The organism is Burkholderia sp. YHN3-13 (assembly GCF_055810675.1).
In genome coordinates this window covers 41,703-53,526 of sequence record NZ_JBVVNQ010000004.1, presented here as the reverse complement: position 1 = coordinate 53,526, position 11,824 = coordinate 41,703, and the positions used below count along the sequence as shown (strand labels likewise).

The 11,824-nt window shown below is 68.3% G+C and carries 11 protein-coding genes; 4 read left to right on the top strand and 7 right to left on the bottom strand.

Annotated features, from left to right (window positions below):
• Window positions 1-2 precede the first annotated feature (2 nt).
• Entirely contained in the window at window positions 3-1,538 is a 1,536-nt protein-coding gene (opcM, locus tag AC0KUR_RS11660; RefSeq protein WP_034187790.1) for a multidrug efflux transporter outer membrane subunit OpcM, read from the top strand.
• Window positions 1,539-1,631: 93 nt separating this feature from the next.
• Here the strand turns inward: opcM and AC0KUR_RS11655 are convergent, their stop codons facing one another.
• A complete protein-coding gene (locus AC0KUR_RS11655) occupies window positions 1,632-2,228 on the bottom strand; it encodes a TetR/AcrR family transcriptional regulator (protein WP_034187791.1) in 597 nt (198 codons plus the stop codon).
• Window positions 2,229-2,426: 198 nt separating this feature from the next.
• On the opposite strand from AC0KUR_RS11655, the gene AC0KUR_RS11650 reads away from it, so the two are divergent.
• The gene (locus AC0KUR_RS11650) at window positions 2,427-2,789 is read left to right on the top strand and encodes a Tautomerase enzyme (RefSeq protein WP_473375923.1); all 363 of its coding nucleotides are present in this window, start codon (window positions 2,427-2,429) and stop codon (window positions 2,787-2,789) included.
• Between the two features lie 65 nt (window positions 2,790-2,854).
• On the opposite strand, the gene AC0KUR_RS11645 is transcribed toward AC0KUR_RS11650, so the two are convergent.
• On the bottom strand, window positions 2,855-3,745 hold the full coding sequence (locus AC0KUR_RS11645) for a LysR family transcriptional regulator (RefSeq protein WP_049029246.1): 891 nt from the start codon (window positions 3,743-3,745) through the stop codon (window positions 2,855-2,857).
• Between the two features lie 98 nt (window positions 3,746-3,843).
• Between AC0KUR_RS11645 and AC0KUR_RS11640 the strand changes: the two genes are divergently transcribed.
• Complete coding sequence (locus tag AC0KUR_RS11640) at window positions 3,844-4,284, top strand: PACE efflux transporter (RefSeq protein WP_034187865.1); 441 nt, start codon at window positions 3,844-3,846, stop codon at window positions 4,282-4,284.
• A 102-nt stretch (window positions 4,285-4,386) separates the two neighbouring features.
• Here AC0KUR_RS11640 and AC0KUR_RS11635 read toward each other — a convergent pair whose 3' ends face one another.
• The 5 genes from AC0KUR_RS11635 to AC0KUR_RS11615 form a co-directional block, all read right to left on the bottom strand.
• Window positions 4,387-5,238, bottom strand: a complete 852-nt coding sequence (locus AC0KUR_RS11635; protein ID WP_034187794.1) for an alpha/beta fold hydrolase — start codon at window positions 5,236-5,238, stop codon at window positions 4,387-4,389.
• 239 nt (window positions 5,239-5,477) lie between these two features.
• Window positions 5,478-5,807, bottom strand: a complete 330-nt coding sequence (locus tag AC0KUR_RS11630; protein WP_049029252.1) for a DUF3579 domain-containing protein — start codon at window positions 5,805-5,807, stop codon at window positions 5,478-5,480.
• A gap of 25 nt (window positions 5,808-5,832) precedes the next feature.
• Window positions 5,833-7,194, bottom strand: coding sequence for a sigma-54-dependent transcriptional regulator (locus tag AC0KUR_RS11625; protein WP_059558955.1), 1,362 nt, complete (start codon window positions 7,192-7,194; stop codon window positions 5,833-5,835).
• Complete coding sequence (locus AC0KUR_RS11620; protein WP_473375922.1) at window positions 7,184-9,070, bottom strand: sensor histidine kinase; 1,887 nt, start codon at window positions 9,068-9,070, stop codon at window positions 7,184-7,186. The genes AC0KUR_RS11625 and AC0KUR_RS11620 overlap by 11 nt, the downstream gene beginning before the upstream one ends.
• Before the next feature lie 117 nt (window positions 9,071-9,187).
• Window positions 9,188-10,552 (bottom strand): 2-hydroxycarboxylate transporter family protein, encoded by a 1,365-nt coding sequence (locus AC0KUR_RS11615; RefSeq protein WP_049028681.1) that lies wholly within the window; start codon window positions 10,550-10,552, stop codon window positions 9,188-9,190.
• Window positions 10,553-10,982: 430 nt separating this feature from the next.
• Here AC0KUR_RS11615 and AC0KUR_RS11610 point away from each other — a divergent pair, with 430 nt between their 5' ends.
• Window positions 10,983-11,813 (top strand): MetQ/NlpA family ABC transporter substrate-binding protein, encoded by an 831-nt coding sequence (locus AC0KUR_RS11610; protein ID WP_049028682.1) that lies wholly within the window; start codon window positions 10,983-10,985, stop codon window positions 11,811-11,813.
• Window positions 11,814-11,824 lie beyond the last annotated feature (11 nt).

Sequence of the window (11,824 nt, the reverse complement as noted above, 5' to 3'; positions counted from 1 at the left end):
AGATGGACAACATGCACAACACGAACGGCCTGATGCGCTTCGCGAAGGTGGCGGCCGCGAGCACCCTGCTCGCGACGCTGCTCGCCGCGTGCGCGGTGGGCCCCGACTACCAGCGTCCGGATGCCGCGGCGCCCGCCGCATTCAAGGAAGCGCCGACGCTCGCCGCCGGCGAGCAGGCCGGCACCTGGAAGACGGCCGAGCCGTCGGACGGCGCGCATCGCGGCGAATGGTGGAAGGTATTCGGCGACCCGGTGCTCGATTCGCTCGAGACCCAGGCGCTCGCCGCGAACCAGAACCTGAAGGCCGCGGCCGCGCGTGTCGAGGAAGCGCGCGCGGCGACGCGTTCGGCGCGTTCGCAATGGTTCCCGCAGGTCGGCGCCGGTTTCGGGCCGACGCGCGAAGGGCTGTCGTCGGCGTCGCAGTTCCAGCCGCAGGGCACGGGCCCGACCAACGCGACGCTGTGGCGCGCGCAGGGCACGGTGTCGTACGAGGCCGACCTGTTCGGCCGCGTCGGCCGCAACGTCGAGGCGTCGCGTGCGGACCAGGCGCAGAGCGAAGCGCTGTTCCGTTCGGTGCAGCTCGCGCTGCAGGCCGACGTCGCGCAGAACTACTTCGAACTGCGCCAGCTCGATGCGGACCAGGACCTGTACCGCCGCACGGTGGAGCTGCGCGAGCAGGCACTGACGCTCGTGCAGCGCCGCTTCAACGAAGGCGACATCAGCGAGCTCGACGTGTCGCGCGCGAAGAACGAGCTGGCGAGCGCGCAGGCCGATGCGGTCGGCGTCGCGCGCCGGCGTGCGGCGTCCGAGCATGCGCTCGCGATCCTGCTCGGCAAGGCGCCCGCGGATTTCGGGTTCAAGGAAACGCCGATCGTGCCGGTCGCGGTGAAGATTCCGCCGGGCCTGCCGTCCGCGCTGCTCGAACGCCGTCCGGACGTGTCGGCGGCCGAGCGCGCGATGGCCGCCGCGAATGCGCGGATCGGCCTCGCGAAGTCCGCGTACTTCCCGAAGCTCGATATCACGGGCTCGTTCGGTTATGAAGCGTCGACGCTCGGCAACCTGTTCCTGTGGTCGAGCCGCACGTTCCTGCTCGGGCCGTTCGCCGGCACCGCGCTGACGTTGCCGCTGTTCGACGGCGGCCGTCGCGCGGCCGGCGTGCAGCAGGCGCGCGCGCAGTACGACGAGCAGGTCGCGAACTACCGGCAGCAGGTGCTCGTCGCGTTCCGCGAGGTCGAGGACAATCTGTCCGACCTGCGCCTGCTCGACGACCAGATCCGCGCGCAGGATGCGGCCGTCAATGCGTCGCGCCGTGCGGCGAAGCTGTCTCGGACGCAGTACCAGGAAGGCGAGGTCGCCTATCTCGACGTGATCGACAGCGAGCGCTCGGTGCTGCAGTCGCAACTGCAGGCGAACCAGTTGACCGGCGCGCAGGCCGTGTCGACCGTCAACCTGATCCGCGCGCTCGGCGGCGGCTGGGGCGCGGCGCCGACGGCGGTCGGCGATGCGGCCTCCGTGAAGGCGGAAGTCGCCGCACGTTGACGCGGCGGCCCGTCAAGGGCCGTTCAGGCAGATGGTGGAGGCCAGTACCCCGATTCGCGGCAACGCGGATCGGGGTTTTTCATTGGCCGGTCGTCAGGGCTGCCGTTCGGGCTGCACGTCTGTGCGCTCGGCGATCACGACTGCGTAGCGGCCGACCGCATCGGCGATGCGCTGCGCGAGTTCGGGATCGCGCACGGCACGCGCGAGCGTGACGCCGCCCGACAGCAGCGCGAGGAACGCGATCGCGCGGTCGTCGTCGGGGCGGTCGCCGAGCCCGGACGACACTTCGTCGACGATCTGCCGCAACGCCTGTTCGTACGCGTCGCGCGTGTCGTCGTCGGCGCGCATCACTTCGGGCGACAGGCTCGGCAGCGCGCAGCTTTCGCCGAGTGCGCAGGTGCGCCGCGGCCCGAGATAGAACGACACGAACGGGCGCCGCCAGCGCGCGCCGTGTTCGGCCTTGAGCGCCGCGACGCCTTGCCGGAGCTGGTCGAGGCCGTCGAGCACGACGGTGCGGAACGCTTCGCCTTTCGATTTGAAATGCCCGTAGAACGCGCCGTTGGTGACGCCGGCCGCTTTCGTCAGCGGACCGATGCCGGAGCCGCCGTAACCCTCCTGGCGGAACAGGCGGCTCGCGGCTTCGAGGATGCGCGTGCGGGTTTCGTGCTTGTGCTCGACGGAATAACGCATGACAGGCTCGCTTCAGAGCGATCGCTCTCTTTATGACTTGTATAGAGAGCGATCAGTGTCTAATGTATAGAGAGTGACTGATATTTATATCACGTCACGATTCCGATGACCTGACCTGGAGAAAGTGCGATGCCGATTACGCTGACAGTATCCGAAGGGGTTTTCACGCCGGACGACGAGGGGCCGGTGTTTGCCGAGTTGACCGATGCGCTGCTGGAAGTCGAGGGCTTGACCGGGAACGGGTTCCTGGCGCCGAACGTGGTGGGCACGCTCAACGTGCTGCCGCGTAACAGGACCTTCGTGCACGGCCGCGCGGCGCCCGCCGCGTTCGTCGAACTGAAACTGCCTGCCGTGGCGCTCGCGGCGCCCGACAAGCAGCGGCAATTCGTCGAACGGGCGACCGGGATCGTGCTGCATCGCGCGGGCGGGCGCCTGACGCCGGCGCAGGTATGGGTGAATGTCGTGCATGCGGCCGATGGCGGATGGGGCATTGCCGGGCGACGGTACGACAACGCAGCGCTCGTCGATTCGATTCAGGGCGCGGCGGTTGCCTCGCATTGATCGCAACTAACGGTCAGGCCGCCGGGCGTTGACCGACGGCGTGGCGGCGATGGCCGCCACGCCGGCTATTTGCCGTCGCCGGCCGCCCGTAGCGCGCGCACCAGCTCGCTCGCCGCCTTGCCGAGCTCCGTATGCTTCGGCCGCCGCAGATAAACGGGCAGCGGCAAGCCGTTGCGGATGTTCGCGAACACGAGCGGCGCGAGTTCGCCGTCGGCGACATACCGGCCGATCATGGATTCGGGCAGGTTCGCCCAGCCGTGCCCGGCCTTCACGAGCGAGATCGCGGTCGCCATGTCGGTCACTTTCCAGGTGCGGTTGCCGATCAGCGGCCGCACGTCGGTCAATGGCCGTTCGGGATCGGCGATCACGATCTGCCGGAAGCCCGACAGCCGCTCGATCCCTTCGGGATGCGCGGCTTCGGCGAGCGACGGATGATCGGGCGCCGCAACGGCTAGCAGCGTCTCGGTCCACAGCGCATGAATCTGCTCCCGCGGATGCAGGTCGAGCCCGCCGTACGCGACGCAGAGATCGACGGTGCCGCGATGCAGGGCGTCGACGATCGCGTCCTGCGGCGCGGTCACGATGCTGATCGCGAGCGCCGGGTATTTCGCGGCAACGGCGGTCAGCGCACGCGCAACGGGCGCGCCGTCGAGTTCGGCCGCGAGCCCGAGCCGCAGCGTGTCCTCGACGCCTTCGGACAAGTGCCGCGCATGCGCGCGCAGCGCGTGCAGCCGTTCGGCGATCGAGCGCGCGTCGGGCAGCAGCGCGATCATCGCGGCGGTTGGCGTCGGTTCGCGCGAGCCGCGATCGAACAGCACGAGATCGAGTTCGGCCTCGAGGTTCGCGATCGCCATGCTGACGGCCGACGGCGTGCGACCGAGCGCACGCGCGGCTGCCGAGAACGAGCCTTGGTCGATCACGGTCAGCAGCATGTCGATGTGATCGCTGGTCAGCATCGGCGGCCTCCTGTCAGCAAAATTGAAAGGACCTGACTTGGGCGGGCGGCGGCCCGCTGATAGTCTCGCCACCTTGTTCGACATGAAGGTGGATGGTCATGCAAGGGTGGAAGAGACGCATAGTTTACGTCGTGATGTTCGAGGTGCTCGGCATCCTCGTCGCGTCGTCGGTGCTCGGCATGCTGAGCGGGGCGAGTGTCGCGGCGAGCGGCCTGCTGGGCGTGATGATCTCGACGACGGGCGTCACGGTCAATTTTCTGTACAACCTCGCGTTCGAGGCATGGGAGCGGCGCAGCGCGGCGACGACGCGCACGGTCGGGCGGCGTGTGGTGCATGCGATCGGGTTCCAGGTCGCGCTGGTGACGTTCCTGATTCCGCTGATCGCGTGGTGGCTCGACGTGTCGCTGTGGCAGGCGTTCCTGTACGACGCGGTGCTGATCGTGTTCTTCCCGATCTTCACGTTCACGTACAACTGGGCGTTCGACAGCGTATTCGGATTGCCGGATGCGGTGACGCGCAAGGCCGAACCGGTCGTTTGAGGCAAAGGCAGGCGCAACGGCGCGACGCGGGGTTGGCCGCCCGCATCGTTTCGTGTCGGAGGGGAAAAGGCGTGACGGGCGGCGCGACAGCCGCCCCGGAAATCACGCGGCGACGAATTCGTGCACGTAACGGTTGAACACGGCGGGGCTCGCGGCGTTCATCCCGTGCGACGCGCCGGCGACGGTCTGCCGTTGCGCGTTGGCGATCCACTGCGACAGCGTATCGACGTTGTGGCGGAACATCTTCGGGCTGCGCTGGCCGTCGATCAGCAGCGTGCGGCATGCGATATCGCCGGCCGTGTGCTGCGAATACGCGGGCAGCGGGTCGCGCAGCTGTTTCGGCAGCGTGCTCGCGTTGTCGATCGCCATCGTGCGGAAGCGCGACGTGCTCTTTTTCCACGCGCCCGGCAGGCTCACCGAATCGACGAACATCTCGAGACCGGATTCGACGTCGCCCTGGCCGATCAGGTTCACGGCCTGCGTGCGCAGCGCGAGCGCGGCGGCCGGCAGCGCGGCTTCGCGCACGCCCGGCTGCTGCAGCGGGCCGCCCGGATCGGCGAGCACGAGCGACTCGACGAGGTGCGGATGCTGGCGCGCGACGTTGAATGCAATGCTGCCGCCACGCGAATGGCCGACCAGGTGCACGGGGCCGAGATCGAGCGCGTCGATGAATTCGGCGAGCTCGTCGACGTGGTTCTGCCAGCTGAACTCGTCCTGGATGCCCGCTTCGACGGCCGGCCAGTAGTGGCTGAGGCTCGGCGCGATGCAGCGGTAGTGGGCCGACAGCGCCGCGAGTTGCGGATCCCAGTAGCGGTAGTCGCACAGCGAGCCGTGCACGAACACCATCGGCGCACCGCTGCCCCGCTCGACATACGGCAGGCTGATGCCCGACGAAAGCGTCGCAAATTGCAGGTCGGGGTTCGCGAGCACGGACGGCTCGATTCGCATGTTCATGACTGAAAGGCTCAAAGGTGCGTCAACACGACGCAACTATGCATCACGGCGACCTGCAAGGAAAACGCATAATTTTCATCGTGACGATCAATTTTTTTGATGGCTGCGGCGGAAACCCTTGTCGCAGCGTGGTCATGTGTCGAGGCCTTCAATCATCTGACGATTCATTTCGCCGATGAAAGGGCGCGCGACGGCCCGCGCGCATGCGCCTTCGCCGCGAAAACGAGGAGGCCCGCGCGTCAGCGCACCGTCAACGCGGGCGCGGTCTGAAGCGCGACGGGAAGGTCGTTGTCGGCGGCGAACTGCATCGCGAAGGCGAATGCGTCCGCGCATACGGTGCGCAATTCGTCCGACACGAACAGGCATTTGACGTTGTCGACGACGACGGGCATCGCGAGCCGCGACAGCGCGCACGGATAGCCGGGCCGCCGTTCGCCGACGAACAGCGTGATGACGCCCGCGAGGCGCTCGGGCCAGTCGCTCGGGCGGAAGGTCTTCCGCGCGTGCGTGATGCCGCGGATCAGGTGGCCGGTGATGCGTCCGCGTTCGGTGACTTCGATGCGATCCATGGTGTCGTGCGTGCCCTCGTTCGCGTCATTCGCCACCGTCGGCCGCCGCGTCGCCGCGCGCGGGGATCCGCAGGTTGCGCAGCTTGTGATAGAGCGTCTTCTTCGGCATGCCGAGCGCGACGCTGGCATCGGCCACGTTGCCGTGGTGACGCTGCAGCATGTCCTCGATCAGCATCCGTTCGAAATACGCGAGCTGCTCCGCGAGCGTGCCGCCCACGACCGGCGCTGCGCCGGACGACAGCAGGCTGTCGCCGGTCAGCCCGAGCACGAAGCGGTCGGCCACGTTCTGCAGCTCGCGCACGTTGCCGGGCCACGCATGCGTCATCAGTTCGGACACCTGCGCGGCCGTGACGACCGGCGCCGGCTGCCCGAAGCGCCGCGCGGCCGCGAGCACGAAATGCTCGAACAGCAGCGGTACGTCCTCGCGCCGCTCGCGCAGCGGCGGCAGCTCGATCTGCGCGACGTTGAGGCGATACAGGAGGTCCGCGCGAAAGCGCCCGTCGGCCGCGAGTTCGGCGAGATCGGCCTTCGAGGCGGCCACCACGCGGCAGTCGACCGGAATCAGCTCGTTCGCGCCGAGCCGCTCGACCACGCGCTCCTGCAGCACGCGCAGCATCTTGATCTGCAGCGCAATCGGCATCGTCTCGATCTCGTCGAGGAACAGCGTGCCGCCGTCCGCCCATTCGATCTTGCCGATGCGCTTCTTGATCGCGCCCGTGAACGCGCCCGCTTCGTGGCCGAACAGTTCGCTCTCGAAGATCTGCTCGGGCAGGCCGCCGCAATTGAGCGCGACGAAATGCGCGTCGCGCCGGCCGCCGAAGTCGTGCAGGCTGCGCGCGATCAGTTCCTTGCCGGTACCCGTCTCGCCGGTGATCAGCACCGACACCGCGGTATCGGCGAGGCGCAGGATCTTCTTGCGCACGTCGGCCATCGCGGGCGACTTGCCGAGCACGAACGCCTCGATGCCCTGCCAGTTGTTCAACGCCGCGCGCAGCCCCTGCACCTCGAGCGTCAGGCGGCGCTTCTCGACCGCGCGCGCGACGCGCCCGGCGATCACGTCCGACGAAAACGGCTTCTCGATGAAGTCGTACGCGCCGACCTGCATCGCGCCGACGGCCGTCGAGATGTCCGCGTGGCCGCTGATCAGCACGACCGGGATCTGCGCATCGACGGCCATCACACGGTCGAGCAGCTGCAGCCCATCGATGCCCGGCATTCGCACGTCCGACACGATCACGACCGGCGCGCCCGGTGCGACGTGGGCGAGCGCGTCGGCGGCCGACGCGAATGCGTCCACCGGGAACCCGGCGAGCGCGACGGCCTGCTCGACGCCGATCCGGACGTTTTCATCGTCCTCGACGACCAGCACGCGAATCTTATCTTCCATGCTCTATCCTCTGTTGCGGCGTGGCCGCCGCGAATTCGATACTGAACTGCGCGCCGCCCTCGTCGCGGTTCGTCGCGGCGATCCTCGCGCCGAATGCCTCGACGAGGCGCGACGTGATCGCGAGGCCGAGCCCGAGGCCCTGGCCGCGCGGCTTGGTCGTGACGAACGGCTCGAACAGGTGCGGCAGCACGTCGGGCGCGATGCCGGCGCCGCTGTCGGCCACTGTGAAGCGCACGCGGCCCGCTTCGTCGGGCCCGGCGGCTTCGATGACGATGCGGCGCACTGGTGCGTCGTGCACCGCGTCGAGCGCGTTGCCGAGCAGGTTCACGATCACCTGCTGCAACTGGCTCGACTCGGCCGACACGGTCGTGCCGGGGGCGATGTTCACGTCGAGCCGCACGCCTTCGTCGCGAATCCGCGCGGCGTAGATCAGCCGCGCATGCGCGACGGCCTCGTTCAGCGACACCGCGACGCGTTCGACGTCGGGCTTGCGCGCGAAGGTCTTCAGCTCGCCGGTGAGCACGGCCATGCCGTCGACCAGCTTGCCGATCCGTTCGAGGTTCGCGAGCGCCGGCGCCGGCTGGCCGCGCTCGAAGAACGTGCGCGCGTTGTCGCACAGCGTGCGGATCGCGACGAGCGGCTGGTTCAGCTCGTGGGTGAGGCCGGCGGCCATCTGCCCGAGCACCGCGAGCTTGCCCGCATGCACGACTTCCTGTTGCGACGCGCGCAGCCGCTGCTCGGTGCGCTCGCGCTCGACGATCTCGCGCTGCATCCGCTCGTTCGCGGCCGTCAGCGCGGCCGTGCGCTGCGCGACGGTCAGTTCGAGCCGGTCGTTCGCGCGGCGCAGCGCGTCCTGCGCGTTCAGCCGCGCGACGATCGCCCGGCGGCGCTGGATCGCATAGCCGGCCAGCAGCGCCGCGATCAGGAACGCGCCGGTGACGAACACGAACGCCGTCTGCTGCTGGCGCCGCGCGCCCGCGATGTCGAGCAGCACCATCAGCGAATCGCCGGCCTGCGGCGCGGGGCGCGACATCACGAGATAACGCGTGGTGTGGCCGGCGCGGCGTGGATCGGGGAACGTGCCTAACCACGCGGCCGAGCTGCGGTCGCCGATGCGGCGGTACGGCAGCGCGTCGACGGTGCGGCCCGCGTATTGGCGCGACGCCTGGATGTCGCGCTGCTGCTGCGCGGTGATCGGGCGCAGCGCGGTGAATTTCCATGCGGGCTCGGTCGAGATCACGACCACGCCGTTGCTGTCGACGACCATCGCGGCGACGCCCGGCGCGCGCCAGGCCGATTCGAGCGGATCGACGCTGATCTTCACGGCGGCCACGCCGATCGGCACGCCGTCGTCGCGCACCGCGCTCGCGAAATAGACGCCCGGCACGCCCGTGTTGGTGCCGATCCCGAAGAAGCGGCCGCTGCCGCGCGCGAGCGCGTCCTTGAAGTACGGCCGGTACGACACGTTGGTGCCGACGAAGCTGATCGTCTCGTTCCAGTTGCTGGCGGCGATCACCTCGCCCTGCAGGTCGATCACGTCGACCGCGCCGCTGCCGGCGTCGCGGTTCACGGCTTCGAGGTAGGTGTTTACCGAGTGCACGAGCGCGGGCGCATCGTGCGGCGCGGCCTTCAGCATCGCGCGCACGCCGTCCTGCCGCGCGACGAGGCCCGGCAGGATCTCGAAGCGGCCGAGTTCGCTCTTCAAGCTCGATGCATACAGGTCGAGCCGGTGCGCGCCGGTTTCCTCGAGCGCGTCGATCGCGCGTTCCCACGCGAAATCGACGGCGGCGCCCGCCACGCCGACATACAGCGCGGCGGCCGACGCCCAGCCCCACCACGGGATTCCCTTGAAGCCCTTTTGCACGTTCGCCCTCATCGAAGCCCGCTACCGTTCGTCCGCCACCGGCCCTCCCTAACGACACGCGTCGCGCGCCGGCGAGGCCGGCGGCGGCGCGTGCGAAGCAGCCTGCGCGACGGTGCGCGCGGCCGCGCATCAACCGAAGTGCGCGACCAGGATCAGCGTCACCGTGACGACGATCGCGCCGCCGATCCGCGTCGCGATCTGCGCGAACGGCATCAGCTGCATCCGGTTCGCGGCGGTCAGGATCGCGACGTCGCCGGTGCCGCCTTGCCCGCTGTGGCAGGCGTTCACGATTGCGGTGTCGATAGGGTACATCTTCAGCAGGCGGCCGACCACGAAACCGGTGCCCATCAGCGTCGCGACGGTCGACACGATCGTGACCACGTTGACGATCGTGAACGCGGCGGTCAGCTTGTCCCACGGCGTCATCGCGACGCCGATCGCGAACAGCAGCGGATACGTGACGGCGGTCGAGAAGAACTTGTAGACGACGAACGCGCCTTCCTGCAGCGGCGGCGACACCGCGCGCGCGAGCTTCACGAGCACCGCGAGGAACAGCATCGCGACCGGCGCGGGCAGGCCGAACAGCTTGTGCGCCATCAGGCCGACGAGGTACAGCGTGATGGCGGTGATGCCGGCGCCCGCGATGTGCGTGACGTCGACGTGGCCGCGGATCTCTTCGCTTTCCGGCGTCATGTCGCCGCTTTCGCCGACCTGCAGCCGGCCGTTGCCGGTCAGGTGCGGCAGGCGCTTGCCGAGCATGTCGAGCGCGCCCGACAGGATGATCGCGGTCAGGCTGCCGAGCATCACCGGCGGCAGCACCATCGCGAACATCTCGCCCTGCGGCAGGTGCATCAGTTCCGAATAGCCGATCGACAGCGGAATCGCGCCTTCGCCGACGCCGCCCGCCATGATCGGCACGACGATGTACAGCAGCGTGTGGCGCGCGCCGAGGCCGAGCGCGGTGCCGACGGCCGTGCCGACGATCGCCGCGGCGACCGAACCGGCCGCGAGCGGGATGAAGATCTTCACGAAGCCCTGGATCAGCACGCGGCGATCCATGCTCAGGATGCTGCCGACGATGATCGACGCGATGAACAGGTACAGGAAGTTGGTCGACTTCGTGAATTCGACGGTCAGGTTCAGCACCGGCTTCGGCAGCACGTGGTAGTACGTGAGCGCCGACGGCACGAAGGTCGCGAAGATCGCGGCCGCGCCGATGTTGCGCAGGAGCGGCAGGCGCTTGCCGAGTTCCGCGCAGGTGAAGCCGAAGAACGCGAGCACGGCGATCGCCATCGAGATTTCGCCCGGCACCTTGCCCGTCACCGCGAAACCGACGATCAGCGCGAACAGGATCACGTAGACGGGCAGCGGGATGATGCCGATGCGGATTTCCATCAGCTTCCACCAGCCTTCCGGCCAGAAGCGTGCGCGCGTGGCGGGGCCGGCTTCGGCAATCGGCTCGGGATGGGACGGGGTATGGATAGAGGTCTGCAAGACGTGTCTCCTGATGTTGGAATGCCTGCATTGCTTCGCGGCATCGTGTGCCGTCTGTTACGCAACCCCCGTGCCAGGAATCCGGCCTGCCGGAATATTTTCAATCCATTGATTCATAAGGGATTTGTTTCGTCTGCGGAAAGGGTTGGCCGGCCGGCTGGCCGAGATTTCGGAATTCGCCGCGCGCCCAGGCCGAGATTTCGGCCCGGCACCCGGTCCGGCGTCCGGCCGGCCCTTCGGGCGCGCCCGGTCGCCCGCCATATCGCCGCGCGCGATTTTCTTCCCACAATCGCTTCGTAGACCGCCTCCGCGCCGCTCTCTATCATCGGCTGATCCTTTTCCGATGCGATGACGACCGTCCGGAGAACGCCCATGCGTTCGCCGCGGCGCCGCTCATCCGTCGATACCGTCTTTGGACAGGAGTGGTTTCATGCTGCATCCCGTTTTTTCCGCCCGCTTTTCCGCCGGCCGCACGGCTCGCCTGCTGATGGCCGCGCTGCTCGGCGTCGTGCTGCTGAACGGCGCGCGCGCCGACACCGCGCCGCTGAAGGTCGGCATCTCGACCAGCCCGCAGATCGAGGCGCTGAAGATCGCCGCGAAGGAGGCGAAAGAGCAGGGGCTCGACGTGAAGATCGTCGAGTTCACCGACTGGAATACGCCGAACGCCGCGCTCGCGAACAAGGACATCGACGTCAACTACTTCCAGCACATCCCGTTTCTCGAGAACGCGAAGAAGCAGGGCGGCTACAACTTCATCTCGATCGCGCCCGGCACGATCATGAAGATCGGCCTCTATTCGAAGAAGGTGAAGCGCTTCGACGAACTGAAGGACGGTGCGCGCGTCGCGATCGCGAACGATCCGGTCAACGGCGGGCGCGGCTTGCTGCTGCTGCAGCGCGCCGGGCTCATCACGCTGAAGCCGGGCGCCGATTACCGCGCGACCACGCACGACATCGTCGCCAACCCGAAGCATCTGAAGATCATCCCGCTCGAGGCGTCGCAGCTCGCGCGCTCGCTCGACGACGTCGATCTCGCGCAGGGCTACCCGAGCTTCATCAAGCTTGCCGGCACGACCGATCCGAACAGCGCGCTGCTGTTCGACGGCACCGAGAACAAGAACTTCGCGATCCAGTGGGTCGTGCGGCCCGAGAGCGCGAACGATCCGCGCATCCGCAAGTTCATCGCGATCTACCAGCACTCGCCGGCCGTGCGCCGTGCGCTCGACAACGCGTTCGGCTCGCTGTACGCGATCGCGTGGTGACGGAGGCAGGC